At 62.1% G+C, this 16,810-nt stretch carries 17 protein-coding genes; all 17 read right to left on the bottom strand.

What is annotated here, in order from left to right; genetic code table 11:
- Positions 1 to 123 precede the first annotated feature (123 nt).
- Positions 124 to 426 (bottom strand): disulfide isomerase DsbC N-terminal domain-containing protein, encoded by a 303-nt coding sequence (locus tag KP001_RS02790; protein WP_217288072.1) that lies wholly within the window; start codon positions 424 to 426, stop codon positions 124 to 126.
- A gap of 36 nt (positions 427 to 462) precedes the next feature.
- A complete protein-coding gene (locus tag KP001_RS02785; RefSeq protein WP_217288071.1) occupies positions 463 to 4,587 on the bottom strand; it encodes a beta strand repeat-containing protein in 4,125 nt (1,374 codons plus the stop codon).
- 47 nt (positions 4,588 to 4,634) lie between these two features.
- Positions 4,635 to 5,216, bottom strand: coding sequence for a hypothetical protein (locus tag KP001_RS02780; RefSeq protein ID WP_217288070.1), 582 nt, complete (start codon positions 5,214 to 5,216; stop codon positions 4,635 to 4,637).
- Between the two features lie 9 nt (positions 5,217 to 5,225).
- Positions 5,226 to 7,997, bottom strand: a complete 2,772-nt coding sequence (locus tag KP001_RS02775; protein ID WP_217288069.1) for a type IV pilus secretin PilQ — start codon at positions 7,995 to 7,997, stop codon at positions 5,226 to 5,228.
- A gap of 12 nt (positions 7,998 to 8,009) precedes the next feature.
- Positions 8,010 to 8,531: a pilus assembly protein PilP gene (locus tag KP001_RS02770; RefSeq protein ID WP_217288068.1), complete on the bottom strand. Its 522-nt coding sequence runs from the start codon at positions 8,529 to 8,531 to the stop codon at positions 8,010 to 8,012.
- On the bottom strand, positions 8,512 to 9,117 hold the full coding sequence (locus KP001_RS02765) for a type IV pilus inner membrane component PilO (RefSeq protein WP_217288067.1): 606 nt from the start codon (positions 9,115 to 9,117) through the stop codon (positions 8,512 to 8,514). Before KP001_RS02765 ends, KP001_RS02770 begins: the two co-directional genes overlap by 20 nt.
- Positions 9,118 to 9,145: 28 nt before the next feature.
- A complete protein-coding gene (locus tag KP001_RS02760) occupies positions 9,146 to 9,694 on the bottom strand; it encodes a PilN domain-containing protein (protein ID WP_217288066.1) in 549 nt (182 codons plus the stop codon).
- Positions 9,691 to 10,743, bottom strand: coding sequence for a type IV pilus biogenesis protein PilM (gene pilM / locus KP001_RS02755; RefSeq protein ID WP_217288065.1), 1,053 nt, complete (start codon positions 10,741 to 10,743; stop codon positions 9,691 to 9,693). The genes KP001_RS02760 and pilM overlap by 4 nt, the downstream gene beginning before the upstream one ends.
- Positions 10,744 to 10,761: 18 nt before the next feature.
- Positions 10,762 to 10,959, bottom strand: coding sequence for a helix-turn-helix transcriptional regulator (locus tag KP001_RS02750; RefSeq protein WP_041248407.1), 198 nt, complete (start codon positions 10,957 to 10,959; stop codon positions 10,762 to 10,764).
- A 250-nt stretch (positions 10,960 to 11,209) separates the two neighbouring features.
- Positions 11,210 to 11,830 carry a pilus assembly protein PilX gene (locus tag KP001_RS02745; protein WP_217288064.1) on the bottom strand — a complete coding sequence of 207 codons (621 nt, stop codon included), beginning with the start codon at positions 11,828 to 11,830 and terminating at the stop codon, positions 11,210 to 11,212.
- A 13-nt stretch (positions 11,831 to 11,843) separates the two neighbouring features.
- Positions 11,844 to 13,004: a PulJ/GspJ family protein gene (locus tag KP001_RS02740; protein ID WP_217288063.1), complete on the bottom strand. Its 1,161-nt coding sequence runs from the start codon at positions 13,002 to 13,004 to the stop codon at positions 11,844 to 11,846.
- Entirely contained in the window at positions 13,001 to 13,414 is a 414-nt protein-coding gene (locus KP001_RS02735; protein ID WP_217288062.1) for a type IV pilus modification PilV family protein, read from the bottom strand. Before KP001_RS02735 ends, KP001_RS02740 begins: the two co-directional genes overlap by 4 nt.
- Positions 13,380 to 13,880 (bottom strand): prepilin-type N-terminal cleavage/methylation domain-containing protein, encoded by a 501-nt coding sequence (locus KP001_RS02730; RefSeq protein WP_217288061.1) that lies wholly within the window; start codon positions 13,878 to 13,880, stop codon positions 13,380 to 13,382. The genes KP001_RS02735 and KP001_RS02730 overlap by 35 nt, the downstream gene beginning before the upstream one ends.
- Before the next feature lie 175 nt (positions 13,881 to 14,055).
- Positions 14,056 to 14,697: a pilus assembly PilX N-terminal domain-containing protein gene (locus KP001_RS02725; protein WP_217288060.1), complete on the bottom strand. Its 642-nt coding sequence runs from the start codon at positions 14,695 to 14,697 to the stop codon at positions 14,056 to 14,058.
- 16 nt (positions 14,698 to 14,713) lie between these two features.
- Positions 14,714 to 15,904 (bottom strand): prepilin-type N-terminal cleavage/methylation domain-containing protein, encoded by a 1,191-nt coding sequence (locus tag KP001_RS02720; protein ID WP_217288059.1) that lies wholly within the window; start codon positions 15,902 to 15,904, stop codon positions 14,714 to 14,716.
- Between the two features lie 35 nt (positions 15,905 to 15,939).
- Positions 15,940 to 16,350, bottom strand: a complete 411-nt coding sequence (locus tag KP001_RS02715; protein WP_217288058.1) for a type IV pilus modification PilV family protein — start codon at positions 16,348 to 16,350, stop codon at positions 15,940 to 15,942.
- Entirely contained in the window at positions 16,322 to 16,807 is a 486-nt protein-coding gene (locus KP001_RS02710) for a pilus assembly FimT family protein (protein WP_217288057.1), read from the bottom strand. The genes KP001_RS02715 and KP001_RS02710 overlap by 29 nt, the downstream gene beginning before the upstream one ends.
- Between the last annotated feature and the right edge of the window lie 3 nt (positions 16,808 to 16,810).

Raw genomic sequence — 16,810 nt, 5'->3', positions numbered from 1 at the left:
CCGTTGCGCGTCGCAGCGGATATTAGCAGTAAATCATGCCGCAGGCAAAACAATATAGCTGGATAAACGAAAGCCAGGATCGTCCCTGGCTTTCGAGATACATCATTTATGTCCTTGCTTACTCTACTTACTCTGAAATTTCTTCTGGGTCTCCATGCTCAGGTTCACCTTGGTGTCCGCGGACATCAGGCTGCCGGAGAACAGGTACTGACAGTTCTTGTCGACGTAGAAGACGACCGGCTGCTTCCTCACGCTGACGACGACCTCGTAAAGGCCGGCGTAAGGCTCCTTGGAGATCTGCAGCACCTCGAACTCCATGGGAACGAACTTCTTGATGGTTTCCTGTACCTGCTCCTTGGCGGGAGCCTTGGAGCAGGCATTCAGGGTCAGGGTGATGAAACAAAGGACCAGCAACTTCTTTAACATCTGAACATACTCCTGAGTTCTTATCCGCTCTTCAAACTACGGCTGCACGCTCTCCCGGGCCGGGGCGGTCACCCGCAGGTTGCGCAGCCGGTAGAAGACGGCGCAAACTCCGAGCAGCAGCAGGGCCAGCGGGTATTTCACCGCCAGGATGAGCGGGGTGAGGGCCCAGCGGGTCAGCATCCTCAGGAAACCGTGCTCGTAGATGAAGTCCGCGATCGGGGGGCTGTGCTTGTAGTAGAAGCGGACGAAGGCGCGGCCCGGTTCGGACTTGAGCAGGACGTTGTCGCGGAAGTGCCTGAGCACCACGACCTGCGGGTCGAGGTAGCTGCCGTAGGCGGCCGTGGCGATGAAGCAGCCGCTCTTGCCGGCGGAGGAGGCAGGAGGTGCGTTGTTGCCGGTATCGCCGCCGGTGGTCGCTCCCACGCTGCCGACGACGATCGGATCCTGGATGTTGCCGAGGGTGGGATCCGAATCCTGGGTCACATCGTTGTCGGTGACAGCGAAGGTGACCTTGTTGCCGCTGCGGGCGAAGGGAGTGATCGGCGTCCAGGTGCCGTTGACCACTTTGTAGAACACCGGAGTCGCCGGGAGCGAGTTGTAGGTCACGTCGACGTAGACGGTGCTGTTGGCCTGAACGTTGTCCAACCGGATGTTGGTAGCCGAGCTGATCGTGAAGTCAGCGAGGCTGGCCGGTTTGGTCAGACCTACGTTCACGATGTTTTCGTCCGCGTAAGCGATGGCGGTCGTCCCGGTGGTGCCGGTCGTGCCGTTCACCGAGGCCACCGCGGTGACGCCGAAGCCGGTCAGGGTAAGCGGGTAGGCCGTCATGTTCGAGTCGACGACGTTCAGGGTAGCGCTGTACGCCTTTGCGGCTTGCGGGGTGAATATGATGGTGACGGGTACGGCCTGACCGCTGTTGAGCGTGTAGTTTGTCTGCACGCTCCCCTGGAAGGCGCTGGAATCCGTCGTTGTCACCCCCTGGATGGTGATCGGGGTGGAGCCGTTGTTTTTCATCATGACGGTCGAGGCGGCACTGGTGCTCCCAACGAGTTTGCCGCCGAAGGCGTACGCACCGGTCTGCGTGCCGGCGCCATCGGTAAAGATGATGGAACTGGACGGTACGCCCGGGGTGTTGACCGTGATGGTAAGAAGCTTGGTCACGGTGGTGCCGTCATTGTCTTTGAGTTGTACGATGAAGTCGTAGTTGCCGGCGCCCGTCGCCGTCCCGCTCAGCACGCCATTGGAAAGCGTGAGTCCCGGGGGGAGGAACCCGCTGGAAATGGTCCAGGCGTAGGGCCTGGTGCCGCCGCTGCCGACCAGTTGCTGCAGATAGCTCGAGCCACTGGTGACCGGGGGGAGCGAAGCGGTGGTGATCGAGAGCGTCGGGTTGACGACGATGGTCAGAGCGCGCTGGGACGTGGCGCCGGTGCCGTCGGTGACCTGGACGGTGAACAGCGAGGTGCCCGTGCCGGTCGGGATACCGGTTATGTCGCCGGTGCTGGGGTTGAGCTGCAGGCCCGGCGGCAAGGTGCCGTTGGCAATGCTCCAGACGTAGGACGGGGTGCCCCCCACCCTGACCAGCTTTTGAGCGTAGTCATTGCCGACGACTACGGGAGGGAGACTGGTCGTGGTGATGGAAAGCGCGGGGTTGACCGTCATGGTCAAGGTCTTGGTCGCGGTGTAGGTCTTGCTGGCGACCGTGTCGGTGTAGGTGGCCTGAACCGTCAGGGTGTTGCTCCCGGCAAAGACCGGACCGGTCGCGGTGGAGGTGATGCTGCCGTCAGTGCCGAGCAAGAGCCCCAGGGGCACCGGACCGATCGCGGTCCAGGTGACGCTGTTTTTCGGAATCGCGACTCCGCCGATAGATGCGGTGAGCTGCTCGGTATAGCCGGGGTTCCCCTGGGTCCACGCTTTGAGCGTGGTCTGGTCGACGGTGAGCGAGGTGACGTTCATGATAAACGTCTTGGTCGCCTGGGCGCCGGAATTGTCGGTGACCCGAACGGTAAAGGTGTAAGAAGGCTGCGCCGCCACGTCCACGGTACCGCTGATGACGCCGGCGCTGCTCAGTGTGAGCCCGGTCGGCAGCGTGCCGGTGGTGACGGTCCAGTTGCCGTAAGGGATCACGCCCCCGTTCGCGGTGAGGGTCACACCGGGATAAACCTGCCCTGCGGAAGCGTCGGGAAGGCTGGTGCTGGCAATGGAAAGCGGCTGGGTGCCAACGCCCGCACCGGAGAGATAGATCACGGCCTGGCCGCCGTCGGAGTTGAACACCAACTTGTAGTTGTTGGAGGAGTTGCCGGAATAGGAACCGGCGCCGGTCGGTGCGAACCGGACCGTCATATCGGCGCTGCTGCCGGGGTTGATGGTCACTGGCTTGGGGGTGATGAGTGAGAACGGCGCAGCAGGATCTGAAACGGACTCGATGGTCAACTGGGTATTGCCGTCGTTTCGGACCTTGAAATTCCAGTCGGCATAGGGAGTCGCACCGGCGATATCAACATTGCCGAAGTCGTGGGAACCGCTGAAGACCGGGTTGCCGGCAGCATCGGTGATGACAAGCTGCGGCAGTGCGGAGAACTCGAGGAGCTGACCGTAGATGTCGGAGTTGGACAGGGCGCGACCGTCCTTCCATACCACGAAGAACTTCCTGAAGTTCACGTCGCCAAACGCGATTGCGGGGGCAAGCTGGTTGCCGGTGCCGACGGTGACGATGGAGTAACCGCCCGAGAGGTTGCCTTGCGGGTCAACGAACTGGCCGTAGAGGTCGATGTTGCTGAGGTTGGCGCTCTGGTTCCTCGCGTCTTCCCATACAACGAGGAAGCGCTGGTTGACGTTGTCGAACGCCGAAACCGGAGCAGACTGGTCGCCAATCGCGTTGGAGATGGTGATCCGGTCGCCATAGGTGGTGAAACCGGAAAGATCCATGAGCTGGCCCTGGATGTTCTTGCCGGTGGCGGTGAGGCCGTTGTTGTCCTCCCAGGTTACCAGCAGCCTGTTGGTGTTCGGGTCAACGGCCAGGGTCGGGTTGGTGGCGCTGAACGTATCCGTGCCGAAGCTGAGATCGGTCACAAAACCAAGCCCCTGGTTCCTGCGCAGCTTGATCTTGGTCGGGGCGTCATCCCTGGGGGTCGAGGTGAACACCTCGCTCTGATAGACGGCGGTCGTGATCGGCGGAGGGCCCTCATCAATGACCTTCGAGTAGGTTATGGCAAGTTTGACCGTGCTGGAGGCGCCACTCCACGCAACGAAGAGCTCGCCGGTGATGGGGCTGTAGGCGAGCTTGGGATGGGCCTCGTTCAGATGCACGATCCATGTGTCGGTGATCACGGTGCCGCTATCGGTCAGCGAACCGGTCCTGACCGCACGGGAGACCGACTGCAGGTTGGTTTTGACCGCGGTGAGCGGATCGACCTCGACGGTACGGACGAGGTTGTTATCCGCCATCGGGACCGGGATGTGGCCGACGACGATGGAGTTGACCGCGCCCGCGGCGGTGTAGGTCACATTGTTGGCGAGGTTGGCATCCGTGTCAAAGGTGGTCGTATCGATCCAGGCGACGACGAACTTCTTGGTCACCTCGTTGTAGATGAGGTCGGGGTCGCTCTGGCTGATGTCCACGTTGGGGGTGATGGTGGAGATGGCGAAATTTCCGCCGATCAAGGTCCCCGTCATGCTGACGAACTGGCCGTAGATCTGGCCGGAGCCGCTGCGCGAGTCGGTCCAGACCACGAGGTACCTGCTGTTGTTGGCAGGGTCGGTGGGGTCCTGGTAGAAGGCGACCTTGGGCTGGGACTTGTTGCCGGCCGCCGCGGTGATGGCGAAGTTGACCGGGTTGGCCCCCATGGAGGTCACGTTCCCGGTGACCCCCTGCCCGAGCGAATCGGACCCGACGCTGATGGCGCCGTATATCTGCTGGCCGCTCCTGCTGTCGACGAAGACGGTCAGGTACCGGTTGTGGGTCACCGTGTCGTAGGCGACAGACGGTTGGGACTGATCGGTCGTGTTGGAGGTCACCTGGAAATCGTTGGCCAGGACCTTGCCGGTGGTCTTCCCGCCGGATGCCGCGTTGCCGGAAAGCTTGCCGGTATCCCCAGAACAGCTGAGCATCAGCGCGCAGACCAGTACCAGCAGCGCCCAGTACGCTTTTTTCATAACGTTCATTTCACACCCCTTCATAGGCCAGTAATGCATCGTTCTTTGTTGGTTGTTTACTGACTGTCCGCGACGTCAAGCGTGGTTTTTGCCGTGACGGGCTTCACCTGGCCGTTGCCGCCGGGCTCGGAGACTTCGAAGATGATGTCGACGTAGTACCGGAAGGTGGTTCCGGTGCAAACGGGCATCGCCTGCGTAGCACGGTTGAGGAGGTCCAGCTTCTGGTCCCGGGTGAGTATGGGCACCGGTATGGTCACGGTGGCGTTCGGGGCCACGGTGTCGCTGAAGTTCACGTAGGAATCGGGAAGAGCAGGCGCGGGAACCGTCCCACCCGGAGCGGGAGTGTAGTGGATGGTGATCTTGCTGATGGCGAGGTTCAGGGCCCCGGTGGTGAACTGCGACTTCGAGGTGAAGTCGACGTCGACGTTGTCGGTCTTCACAGTACCGGGGGTTGTTTGCACGCCAGCGGTGCATATGTTGTCAGTGACGATGTCGGACTCAAAGTTGTTGTTGGTTGCAGTAGCGGTTGCGTTCACGGTGGTGAATTCCCCTACCCCCCCTCCGATATCGCCGCCACCACATGAGGTAAGGATGGCGGTGGAACAAACCAGGAACAACAGCGAAAACTTTTTCAGCATACGGTCTCCTTAAATAACAATCTTCGGCGTAATGAAGATCAAAAGTTCAGTTTTGGTTTTCTGTTTGGAGTTCGACTTGAAGAGCCACCCGAGCAGCGGGATGTCGGCGAGGAAAGGCACGCCGGTATCGGACTCGGTGTCGCTGTCCACGTAGATGCCGCCGATGACCGTGGTGTCGCCGTTGGAGACGACGAGTTCGGTGGTGGCTTCCTTCTTGTTGATCGGCGGCGGCGACCCGCTCCCCGGGGAGTTGTTGCTCGCCTTGATCTTCATGCTGACCGATCCGTCGGCGGTGATGTGCGGCGTCACCTCGAGGGTCAGTGCCGCCTCGACGAACTCAGTCTTGGTACCCTCGGCGGAGGTCGTCTGGTACGGGATCGACTGCCCCTGGGAAATCTTGGCGGCCTTGTTGTTGAGGGTCACCACCTTCGGAGTTGAGATGATCTTGACTTGGCCGATGGTGGCTGCCGCCTGGATCCTCATGTCGAGCTGAACATTACTGGTCAGTTTTCCGAAGGACATCCCGAGGCCGAGACCGCCGGCGCCTGTGGCGCCCGGGCCGGCCGTGGAGACGACGCCGCCGAAGGTGGTCTCGATGTTGTTGACGTTGGCGACGGATGCGGAGGCGTCCTTGTAACCAAGCGCCCACTGGACGCCCAGGTTGCGGGTGAAGCTCGAGGTCGCCTCGACGATGCGGGCCTCGATCATGACCTGCTTTTCGGGAAGGTCCAGGGTCTTGAGCAGCGCCCTCATGTCGTCCAGGGCGGGCTGGATGTCCTTCACGATGACGCGGCTCGTGCGCTCGTCCTTGGTGATGATGCCGCGCTCGCTCTTCATGATGTTGAACTGCGCTGCGACGTCGCTGATGGCGGCGTAGTTGACTTCGAATACGGCGGTCTTAAGCTCCAAAAGCTTCTCGGCCGCCTTCTTCGCCGCGTTCTCCTCGTCGGCCTGGCTCTGCATCTTGCTGCGGGGCTTGATCTGAACGATGTTCCCCTGCTGCACCATGGCGAGCCCCTTGGCGTCGAGGATCACGTCCAGCGCCTGGTCCCAGGGGACGTTCACCAGCTTGATGCTGATGGTGCCGGTGACGTCGTCGGAAATGAGGAAGTTCAGGTTGCTCACCTCGGCGATCAGCTGGAAGATCTTCCTGATGTCCGCGTCGGAGAACTCGAGGGTGACCCTCCTCCCCTTGTACACCTTCTTGGCCGGGCGTTTGTCAACGTTTGCGGAGATGTCGGTCGCCGGCTCTTCGCCTCGTGCGGGAGCCGCGAACTCTTCGGTCATCTCGGCTGCTTTGGGTTTCGCGGCCGGCGCGGGGGGAAGCTTGGCGGCCACTGCGGGGCCGGGGTTCACGATGTCCCAGGTGAGGACGTCCCCCTTGCGGCTGGTGCTGTACTCGGGGTGGCCCTGCACCTTGACCGCGATCTTGGTCACGAATCCGCCTTTGACTTTGACCTGGTACGGCGTTACAGAGACGACCGGCGAACCGAATTTGGAGGTATCCATGGCCCGCTGCAGCGGCTTGGGCACCTGGCAGTTGTTGATGGTCAGGGTGAGCCCCTGCGGACCGCGCACCGGCTCGCCCGGCTCACAGGTGCCGAAAAGCTTCATGGTGATGCGGGAGACACCCTCGACGATCTTGAACTCCACCGCCTCAAGAGCGCCTTTCACGTTGCGCGCCGGCCGCACCTCCGTCTTCATCTTGACGGCAGGGGCCGGTTTGGCCGCAGGCTCACGCGCGGGAACCGGGGCCGGAGCTGCGGCGACCGGGACCGGGGACACGGCAGCTGCGGGCGCCGCGACGGCTGCAGCCGGGGCTTTCCCTTTCAGCCTGATCTTCACGCCGAGGTCGGACTTGACCACGTCGAACGCGGGAAGTCCCTCCCCCGCCGCGTCAAGCACCACGCGCACCTTGTCCGGCGTGGAGCCGACCCGGGCGTTGGCAACGCCGAACGCGCCGATGGGGACGACGTTCTGGGACAGCGCGCTCTTCACCTTGAAAAGGTCGACCACGATGCGGTCGGGCTTGGCGAGTTTGAACGAGTTGAAGGTCTCAACCCCTCCCTGCACCGAGAGTTCCACGCCGTCAGCGGCGGTGAGCACCGCGTTGAGACGGGGCGCGCCGTTTTCGGCGCTCTTTTGGGGAACCTGGGCGGGCTTGGCGGCAGGCGTTTCGGCAGGGGGCGCGGGGGGCACGGAGACGGGCTTGGCGTCGGTTGCCTGTGCCGGCTGGACCTTCGCGGCGGCGTCGGCCGCCAGCGTCTTCTCCTCGATGCGCGGCTCCGCAAGCGGCGCCTCTTTCGGCTCGACCTGCTCGCTCTTCGCCTCGGCTTCGCGGGGCAGGGTCACCAGGAGCTTGTTCTTGCTGGCGGGGTCGGTGGCGACCGAGAAGTCGACGTCGCGTGAGAGCACGATGGAGACCCGGGTCAGCACGCTGCCCCCTACCGGCTGGCGCTCGACGTCGATGCGCTTCACGCTGCCGCGGTTCACCTCTATGGGCGAGGTCACGGCACCAGGCTCGGTCTGTGCGATGTCGACGATGATTTTCGCCGGCTCCCCTCCCTTGTAGGAGGTGTAGGTCAGCGGTTTGTCGCTGGTCAGCTCAACGCTGGTGCCGTCCGGCGACACGTCCACGGAGCGCAGAGTGGCGAAAGCCGTGGCCTCCGCCTGAGCAGGCTCGTTAACGGCGCTCATCCTCTTGACGCAGCCGGCAGAAACCGTCAACAGGACGATAAGGGCCATGGCATGACAAAGAATTCTGCTCTGGTACATGGTCATCTGAAACGCTCCTTACCTTTTCTTGGCCAGCGTGAGCACGATGGTTTTACTCTTTCGACCGCTCTTCTCCACGACTTCCACCGTCGAGGGGGTGATCCTGGAGACCCTGCCGTTGGCATTTCCTATCTGCATACCGACCTTCACTACGTACCCCTTGCCGGTGGGGTCGAGCACCAGGGCCTTGTTTTCCCTGAGCCCGGCGATGATCCCGGCGATCTTGAACTTTGTGACCTCGAAGCTCTGGATCGGGAGGAGGTCCGCGGCGGGGGGACCGCTGGGGCGCGCGCCTCCCGCAGGCGGCGCGGGTGCGGCGGGGACCAGGAACGGCTTGAAGGGATCCTTCTTGAATGACAGCGCCGCGCCAAGCTTCGACGCCGACGAAAGCTGCTGCTGCACCGGCGCGGCAGGTTTGGGCGCGGTCGCGGGCTTTGCGTGAGGCGGAGGGGGCGGGGGCGCCGGGGCCTCCTCCTTCTTGCAGCCGCCCAAAAGCGCCAGCAGCAGCAACAATGGCGCGCTATTTAGGTTTCTTGGCATTGGCATTCTTGGCCTCTTTCGCGTCGAGGAACCGGAAGGTCGTGGCCAGGCAGTTGACCTTGAGTGTGGTCCGGCCGCCAGATTCCTTTATATCGGTGAAGTTCACGTTGTTGATGTTGACGATGCGCGGCAGCTTGCCGACCGCTACGAAGAAATCGGCGACGTTGAAGAAGGTCCCGGACACGGAGATATCCACCGGCACCTCGGCGTAGAAATCCTTGGGAACCTCCGGCTTGGGTCGGAACAGGAGGAAATCGAGCCCGGCACCTTTGCCGACGTTGGAGATGCTGGTCAGCAGCGAGGGGATCTCCTTCTGGTTGGGGAGCTCGGTCAGTGCGTTGTCGAGATCCCGCTTGAGCTGCTCGTACTCCGCCTTGAAACGCGGCAGGTTGTTGGCGATACGCCGGTTCTCCTCGATCTGCTTTTGCAGCTCCTCGTGCCGGGTCTTCAGCTCGTTCTGCTCCTGGATGCGCGGGCGGAGCAGACCGTAATATATCCCCGCCCCCTCCAGGAGCAGCAGCAGGATCAGGAGCGCGACCTTCTGCTTGGTCGGCAGCTTCAGCAATTTCTCTATCTGTGGATCCATGACAATGCCTCTGCTTGTAAGAGCCGGGCTACGGCTTCTGGTCCAGGATCTGGAAAGCCAGATCGAATCGTTTGAACTTAACCCCGCTGTTCTCGGCCTGCTCGCTGACCACGAGCTCCACGTTGCCGAAGGAACCGGAGGCCTGCAAGCTCTTCATGAAAACGGCGATCAGATCCTCGCTCATGGCGCCGCCGCTCAGCGACACGCTGGAGCCGGTCTCGCTGTACTTGGTGAGCCACAGCTTGTCGGGGACCGTCTCCGAGAGTGCGGCGAGCCTGGAGGCGGGACCGGTTTTGCCGCGGCGCAGCCGGTTCAGGACATCGAGCTTCTTCTTGACGTCGGCCTGCAGCTTCTTCAGGTTGTCGATGGCGCCGATCTTCGTCTTCAAGGTGGCGAGTTCGGCTTCTGAGGCGCTGATCTCACCCTTGAGGGTGCTGATCTGGCTGCGCAGGTATCCCCACGCGCCCGCTCCGACGGCGAGCACGAGGACCAGGGCGACCACCAGGATGGTGACCTGCTGCCTCATCGTTTCCTTTTTCCTGGATGCCCGTATGGGGAGGAGGTTTATCTTGATCATTTGTCTCCAGCCCTCCTCGTGGCAAGACCCACCGCTACCGACATGAGCGGGGCGATCTCATCAAGATACCTGCGATCGAACTCCTTCTCGTTCACGGTGACCTGGGCCAGCGGATTCATGATCTCCACCGGAAGCGCCAGCCTCTGCTGCACCGCGTCGATCAGCTGCAGCGTCTTGGCGGCGCCGCCGCTCAGAAAGACCTTGGTGATCTTCTCCTCGCCGGCGGTCGAGTTGTAGAAGTCCAGGGAGCGGCGCATCTCCAGGGCGATGGTGTCGTTGACCCGCTGCAGCACCTCGCCCAGACGCGGATCCTCCGACTGTCCCGCGGAGAGTTTCATCTCCTCGGCCTCGCCGCTGCTGATGCCGAACTGCTTCTGGATCTCCTCGGTGTAGAGGTTGCCCCCCATCTGCACGTCGCGGGTGAACAGGGAGACGCCGTCTCTGACGATGTTGAGGTTGAAGATGCTGGCGCCTATGTTGACCAGCGCCACCACCTGGTCCGGGTCGCCCGGGTAGTTGAGCTCGAAGGCGTTCTGGACGGCGAAGGAATCGACGTCGACCACCGCAAGCCTCAGCCCGGCCTCGGCGAAGACCGAGATGTAGTCGTTGATGATGTCTTTTTTGCTGGCGACCAGCAGGACGCTCATCTTGGAAGGGTCCTGTTCGTCGGGAGAGAGGATCTGGAAGTCGACGTTGACATCGTTTATGTCAAAGGGGATGTACTGCTCCGCCTCCCAGTGGATCTGGTCCTCCAGCTCCTCGACAGGCATGACCGGCAGGGAGATCTTCCTGATGATGACGGAATTGCCCGAGATGGAGCAGGTGGCTTCCTTCGCCTTGACACCGAGACTCCCCACCAGCTGCTTCACGGTTTCGACGATGGAGGAGCTGTCCATGAGGGTGTTGTCGACGATGGCTTCGGCCGGCAGCGGCAGGATGCCGATCTTCACCAGCTGGAAGCCCCCCTTGGCCGGGCGCAGTTGCACGAGCTTTACCGCGCTCGACCCAATGTCGACCCCTACTATGTCCTTCTTCTTGGAGAAAAGCATCGCGTGGTCCTATTTACCCTAGTCCTGGAATACCTTGTTCTTGTCGGAGAGGGAAAACCCAAGAGCAAGCAGGATCTTGCGCTTGGTCTCCATCCTGCAATCCTCACCCCGTTCGATCCGGTCGATGGTGATGGGCGATACCCCGGCGAGACGTGCCAGCTCGGCCTTGCTCATCAGGCGTTCTTCCCGAAGTTTTTTGACGCTGTTCATGATCATAAATAGGCACCGCTTCGACAGTCATGGCAAATTTTTCCACACATTTACATCATTAAAAAGGAATGTCAACCTTTTAATTCAAATTATATGTAATTATAGGTCAAAGAGTGACAATGCACATAACCGAAGCTCGGCACCCCCGAGTGGCGTGATTTTTAATGTGAGGGATTGGGAGATGATACCAATAAAAAAACGAGTTGCAATTACGGGCAACCCGCTTCACGGATAGGTTTTTGCGACACGGTCCGTGTCAGTAGGCGTAGAGGACTGAAAGCCGCGCCTTTTCCCGCACCCCGGGCTCTTCGCGCATACCCTGGACCCGGATGTTGTACAGGGCGGGAACGTGCTGCGGGCGGATCACGTCGTCCTGGGCCGCCACCGCCCCCCCGGCGTCGAGGAGGTAGTAGCCGCTGCGGTCGGTATTTCCTGGGACGGTGTCCACGATCTTCGTGCTGATGTTGAAGCCGGTGGCCGGCGGCAGTCCCGCCAGGCGGAAGGTGAGGTCAGGGGCCTGAGCCGGGTCGGGACTGGCTTGGGCCTGATCGCAGCTGGACCACGCTGAAGGGGGGGAGGTCAGTTTCTGCCGCAGGCATGGGCTCAGTGCCACCTTGAGATCCAGCCCCGGGAAATCCCTCACGAAGGCGGCGGGATCGTAGTCGGCCTGAAACAGCCGGGGCATGATCTCGCGGGTGAACAGGTCCACTCCCCCCTGCGCTGCCGTGAGGGAACTGCGGTAGCGCTTCTGGCTGGCGGCGACATGTGTTCCGGTGATGATCGTGGAAAGGAGCGCCATCGCGATCACCAGGGATAGCGTGGTAAGCATCAGCGCCGTGATCAGGGCGGCGCCCCTGTCGGAGCTAAGCTTCGTCATGCCCCCTCCCCTGCTAAAGGTTTTTGGGCCGTACCACGATGGTGTAGAGCTTCCATCGGTAGTTGCGCCAGTCCGGGCCGAAGGTGGCGCTCATCCCCCGGGCCGTCCAGACGTGGGCGAGGTAATCATCCAGCTCCGGGTCCCCGACCACTATGGCGCGCTCCGCGTCCCTCACCGGGTACTGGTAGCCGGGGTCCCTCTTCCCCTCCTGGGCCATGATGTAAACCCGTATCTCCTTCAACTGCTCACGCAGGTCATCCGCACTCACGTCGGCCCCGGCGGTGTCGGTGTGGTAATCGACCGCGCCGTCGAGGTTGCTGTCCATGTAGAGCACGACCTGCATGTCGGCGGCACAGTCGAGAAGCGGGTACTTGACGGATCCTCCCTGCTGATCCACGGTCGTCTTATAGAGGGTTCCGGTCCCCCTGTTGCAAAGCTGGGAGCCGTCGGGCTTGCGGTTGATGTAGTAGTCGGAGCGGTTGAAGGGGAAATTGAGCCACGCCCCCCCGTCGGTCTTCCCGGCGACGCCATAGACAAGGTAGCTGTCACTTCTTTGTTTCGGAGCGAAGTCCTGATCGGGTTTGTTATCGAGGAAAAAGGTGAAATTGCTGCCGCTGACCACCAGGTCCCGCACCGGCCTGCCATCGGCGCCAACGCCGGTACGCAGCACTACGGCGCGGTCCCTGTCGCCGATCTTTAGTTCCGGTTCCACGCGCGAGGGCCTCGTGACGCCGCTGAAATTGAGGTAGCACCAGCTGCGGCAGACGCTGCGGTCCCCGAGCGGGGTCCCTTTCACCACCAGGTAGTCCGAGCCGTTGAAGCCGGCGTTGCTCCCGACGCGGAAGGCGGCCGGGGGGCCGGCGTCGTTGTACGTGCTGGGCTTGGCCCCGGGGTATCCCGGCACGAACAGCAGGTCGTCGCGCGCCTCCGTGTAGGCAACACCTGGAGGCACGGTGTAGGGGAGGCCAAATCCTCCCAGTTCCAGGTCGCCGCGCATCAGTTCCAAGCCGATCAGCCCCCCGATATCCGTCTCGACCCGCCTCCCCAGTTGCCCCGCGCTCCGGACGATGTTGGAAAAGGAGATGCTGATCAGCGACATGACGACCGCGAAGATCAGCATGACCACGATCAGCTCCACCAGGGTATAGCCCCGCGCCGTCCTGAGACCACTCATTCCCCGTCTCTCCTCGTCCTCAGCGTGAAGATTTCATGGCTGTTGGACACGCCTTTGACCGACCAGGTCACGCCGACGCGCAGCTTCACGGTGCCGGTTCCGACGGGCTGCGGTTCGTAGTGGACTTCATAGCGCCAGTAACCTCCCGCGACGGCTCTCTCGACGCGCTCATCGGGGGGGGGCGGGCCGGTTATCTTTTTGAAAGGCTGGCTGCACCAGTCATGCATTCGCGCCTCGGCCACCTGGGTCGCCTCCTTGCGCAGCTTGTCCTTGAGGCTTTGCTGGTAGGCGACGTTGACAGACTGCAGCAGACCCAGAAGGCCGACCGTCATGACCAGCATCGCCATGAGCATCTCGACCAGGGTGAAACCGCGGCTACTTGAGCGTGATATTGTCGCTATTACAGGCATCGCCGTGGTCCTTCCTGCCAATGGAAATCCTCGCGTAGTGAATGACCACGCTGTCCACCCCGCCATGCCCCGCGGACGGCTGCAGGCAGATGGAGCGCAAGTCGTAGGTGACCCCTCTTTCGTCGAAATCGACGTCCCCCCCGAAAGTGATGTCGAAGCCGGGGGTGGTGGGGCTGGTGATGGGATAGCTCAGCGGGTGCGTGGCCACGGGGCGGACCGAGGGGCCGTCCTGCTGCGAGGAGTAGACCTCGAAGCGGTCGGCGAATAACTTGACCCGTGTCCCTTTTCTCTGGTAGATCGCCTGCGCCCGCGCGCTTTGGAGCTCCGAGAAGAGCAGGCGCGTCTGGGCGTCCATCCGGTACCCCTTCTGGTACTGCTGGAAATACAGGGTACCAACGGTGGCCAAGATGGCGGCGATGGCGATGGTCACCACCATCTCGATGAGGGAAAAGCCGCTTGACCGCATACCCCCTCCGCGCAGGCCGGCGGCCCGGGACAGATTTGAACTTTCCAATACTATCAGAACGGGAAGAAAAAAAAAGACGCGATGGGGGAAGAGGCGGGCGCGGTGCGGCCACAAAAAAACGGCCCATCCGTGGTGGAAGGGCCGTTTCGGAAAGAGATGCCGGCGGGGGGAGAAACTAGAAGGCGTACAGCACGGAGAGTTGTGCCTTTTCCTTTGGGTTTACCGCCCTCTCCCCGCGCACCTCGACGCTGTAGAGCGCGGGGTTGTGCTTGGGAGATATCCCGGAGCCGACACCGGCGACGCCGACGCCGCTGTCGAGGTAATCGACGCCCGTGGTGTCCGAGTTTCCGGGTACCGTGTCGACGATCTTCGCGTAGATCCTGAAGTTGCCGTTTGAGCCGGTCCCCTTGAGGAGGAACTGCAGGTCAGGTGCGTCCTTCGCGTCAAGGGTCTTGGAGAGGGTCCCCCAATCGCTGGTGGCGTTGCGCAGCTTTATCTCGAGGCCTCCCCTGTTCCCCAGCCCCTGGTTCACCACGAGGCCGAGGTTGCTGAAGCCCGTCCCCGAGCCGTAGGCCGTGAGGAGCGGGCCGATACCGGTCGAATAGTTGGTGAAGAGCTTCGGTATGAACTCCCTGGTGACCAGCTCGGTCCCGCCGTAGGCAGCCTCCAGCGAGTTGCGGTAGTTCTTCTCCACGGCGGAAACCTTGGTCTGCAAAAGCAGCATCTGCATCAACGCAGCCACGATCCCCAGGCAGATCAGGGTGAACATCAGTGCCGTCACCAGCGCGACGCCTTCTTCGTTTTTTAGCTTTTTCATATAATTACCGTAGTTGTCACTGGATCAGGTTCTGCGGCCGCACCACGATCGGGTACACCTTCCAGCGATAGTTGTCCCACCCGGTTCCGATCTGCGTAGGCAGATCGAAGGTCCTCCCCATGAGGCTCCCGCCGAATCTCTCTCCCACCTCGATCTGGGAGTTGGGATGGTGATAGCCGGGATCCTTCTTCCCCTGCTGCGCCAGGACGTAAACCCTGATCTCCTTGAGTTGCTGCCGGATCTCCTGCGGGCTCCCGGTGCCGGGGAGCGTTGTCTGATGGAAGTTGATGTCGCCAGTCCCGGACGGCCCGACACCGTAGACGACCTGCAGGTCTGCCACGCAGTCCAAAAGCGGGATCTCGGTGAAGCCGCCGCTCGCCGCCTGCTTCAGCACCGCCTTGTAAAGAACCCCGGTGTTGGGCGCGCAGGCGGGAGGCATGGGGGCTGGAGTTCTCACGTAGTAGTCCGCCCGGTTGAACGGCATGCGCAGGTCGGTCGCGGCATCCACCCCGTACACCTGGAACATGTCCCCGGAGGAATGGGGGATGGTCATGGCGGTGTAGTTGGAGAAGGTGGTCGAGTATGCCCCGGTGCTGGTAACCTGCAGCTGCCTGCTCGGCACGTTATTGCTGAAGGTGTTCCTGAGAACGATGACCCGGTCGGTGGCGCTGAAGTTGCGGATGTTGGCCGGGTCGTTCCAGTTCGGGGCCTTTTTGACATTGGTCTCGTCGTAACTGACGGACAGCCATTTCCTCTGCACGCCGCTGGTTGATCCGGCCACCGAAAGCGACTTCAGCACGAGGTACTGCGACCCCACCCCGTCCTTCAAGTTGAACGTGGTGTTGCCGCTTTGCACCGCCCGGGGCACCCCGGCGGCATCGTTGTAGCTGCGCGCGCTCTGGCCGGAAGGCCAGAAGGTGGCGTTGGTCGGCGGCTGGCCGCTCGGTTCGGTGGTGGTGACCTCGGTGTAGCCGGCCGGCGTGTTCTGCAACCCCCACGGCAGCCCGTAGCCGGCGCTCTGCAGGTCGGAACGGAACAGCTCCAGCCCCACGACGCTCCCGATATCGGTCTCCATCAGTTTGCTCTGCTGCCCCACCTGGGTGAGCACAGTCTTGAACCCTGCTGAGGCCACGACGATGACGATGGTGAAGATCGCCATGACCACGATGAGCTCGACCAGCGTATAGCCCTGTTTCCCTTTCAACATACGAAGTTCCTTTGCCGGTCGCCGTCGCCAGCGCCTCACGGCCTGGCCATCACGGTGACCACCTCGTTTTGGTAGTTCGAGTTACGGTACGACCACCTGACGGTGACCATGAGCTGGTAGGTGCTCGGCTGGCCGCCGTCGGTAGCCAGCACTTGCGAGGTCCGCTCCACGGTGTACGGCTTGCTCACCCCCCTGATCCTGCCGTTCTCGGTGAAGGTCGTGTAGGGGGAGGAATACGCGCCGAAGGTCTTTCCGCGCATGTCGGACATGTACTTCTCGCCGATGCGTACCGCCTCGTTGCGCACCTCGTTGCGGAGGTTGTGCTGCAGGGTGACGTTGATCGTCTGCAGCACGCCGAACATGCCGACGGCCACGATGACAAGGGCGATCATCAGCTCGACCAGGGTGAAGCCGTCGTTATTTCTGAGTGATGCTGGCTGGTGCACAGGCCCCTCCGGTTTGTCTTTTTCCCATGTAGGTGCGCACGGTGGAAGCGACGACGCTGTCGAAGCTCCCCGGGTTGTCGGCCGAGGTCCCCAACTGGACGCAGACCGAGAGATCCGAGGACTGCATCATCCCCTGGCCGTCATACTCGATCCTGCCGGGGGAGACGTTCATCACCATGGGCATGCCGAGCCGAAACACGGTGAGCGGCGGCACGGTGGTGTCGTTGGTCGCGTAGACGCGGAGCTCGTTGCCGCTGACGATGACGGCGCGCGGGGTCCTCGTGTACATCGCCTCGGCCCGCACCTCGACGAGCTTGCTGTACACCGTCCTTGCCTGCGCCTCGACCGAGGCCTTCTGCTGCATCTTGCTGTACTGCAGGGTAGCTATGGCGAGCAGGGTGGCGATGATCGCCACCACGACTACCAGTTCCACCAGTGTAAAGCCTCGCTGTCGCATGAA

The organism is Geomonas subterranea, from assembly GCF_019063845.1.
Lineage (GTDB): Bacteria > Desulfobacterota > Desulfuromonadia > Geobacterales > Geobacteraceae > Geomonas > Geomonas subterranea.
This window is presented reverse-complemented; position numbering and strand designations above follow the sequence as displayed.

Coding starts and splice junctions, on each gene's coding strand:
- KP001_RS02790 (WP_217288072.1), bottom strand. CDS start 426: ATGTTAAAGAAGTTGCTGGTCCTTTGTTTCATCACCCTGACCCTGAAT.
- KP001_RS02785 (WP_217288071.1), bottom strand. CDS start 4,587: ATGAACGTTATGAAAAAAGCGTACTGGGCGCTGCTGGTACTGGTCTGC.
- KP001_RS02780 (WP_217288070.1), bottom strand. CDS start 5,216: ATGCTGAAAAAGTTTTCGCTGTTGTTCCTGGTTTGTTCCACCGCCATC.
- KP001_RS02775 (WP_217288069.1), bottom strand. CDS start 7,997: ATGACCATGTACCAGAGCAGAATTCTTTGTCATGCCATGGCCCTTATC.
- KP001_RS02770 (WP_217288068.1), bottom strand. CDS start 8,531: ATGCCAAGAAACCTAAATAGCGCGCCATTGTTGCTGCTGCTGGCGCTT.
- KP001_RS02765 (WP_217288067.1), bottom strand. CDS start 9,117: ATGGATCCACAGATAGAGAAATTGCTGAAGCTGCCGACCAAGCAGAAG.
- KP001_RS02760 (WP_217288066.1), bottom strand. CDS start 9,694: ATGATCAAGATAAACCTCCTCCCCATACGGGCATCCAGGAAAAAGGAA.
- pilM (WP_217288065.1), bottom strand. CDS start 10,743: ATGCTTTTCTCCAAGAAGAAGGACATAGTAGGGGTCGACATTGGGTCG.
- KP001_RS02750 (WP_041248407.1), bottom strand. CDS start 10,959: ATGATCATGAACAGCGTCAAAAAACTTCGGGAAGAACGCCTGATGAGC.
- KP001_RS02745 (WP_217288064.1), bottom strand. CDS start 11,830: ATGACGAAGCTTAGCTCCGACAGGGGCGCCGCCCTGATCACGGCGCTG.
- KP001_RS02740 (WP_217288063.1), bottom strand. CDS start 13,004: ATGAGTGGTCTCAGGACGGCGCGGGGCTATACCCTGGTGGAGCTGATC.
- KP001_RS02735 (WP_217288062.1), bottom strand. CDS start 13,414: ATGCCTGTAATAGCGACAATATCACGCTCAAGTAGCCGCGGTTTCACC.
- KP001_RS02730 (WP_217288061.1), bottom strand. CDS start 13,880: ATGCGGTCAAGCGGCTTTTCCCTCATCGAGATGGTGGTGACCATCGCC.
- KP001_RS02725 (WP_217288060.1), bottom strand. CDS start 14,697: ATGAAAAAGCTAAAAAACGAAGAAGGCGTCGCGCTGGTGACGGCACTG.
- KP001_RS02720 (WP_217288059.1), bottom strand. CDS start 15,904: ATGTTGAAAGGGAAACAGGGCTATACGCTGGTCGAGCTCATCGTGGTC.
- KP001_RS02710 (WP_217288057.1), bottom strand. CDS start 16,807: ATGCGACAGCGAGGCTTTACACTGGTGGAACTGGTAGTCGTGGTGGCG.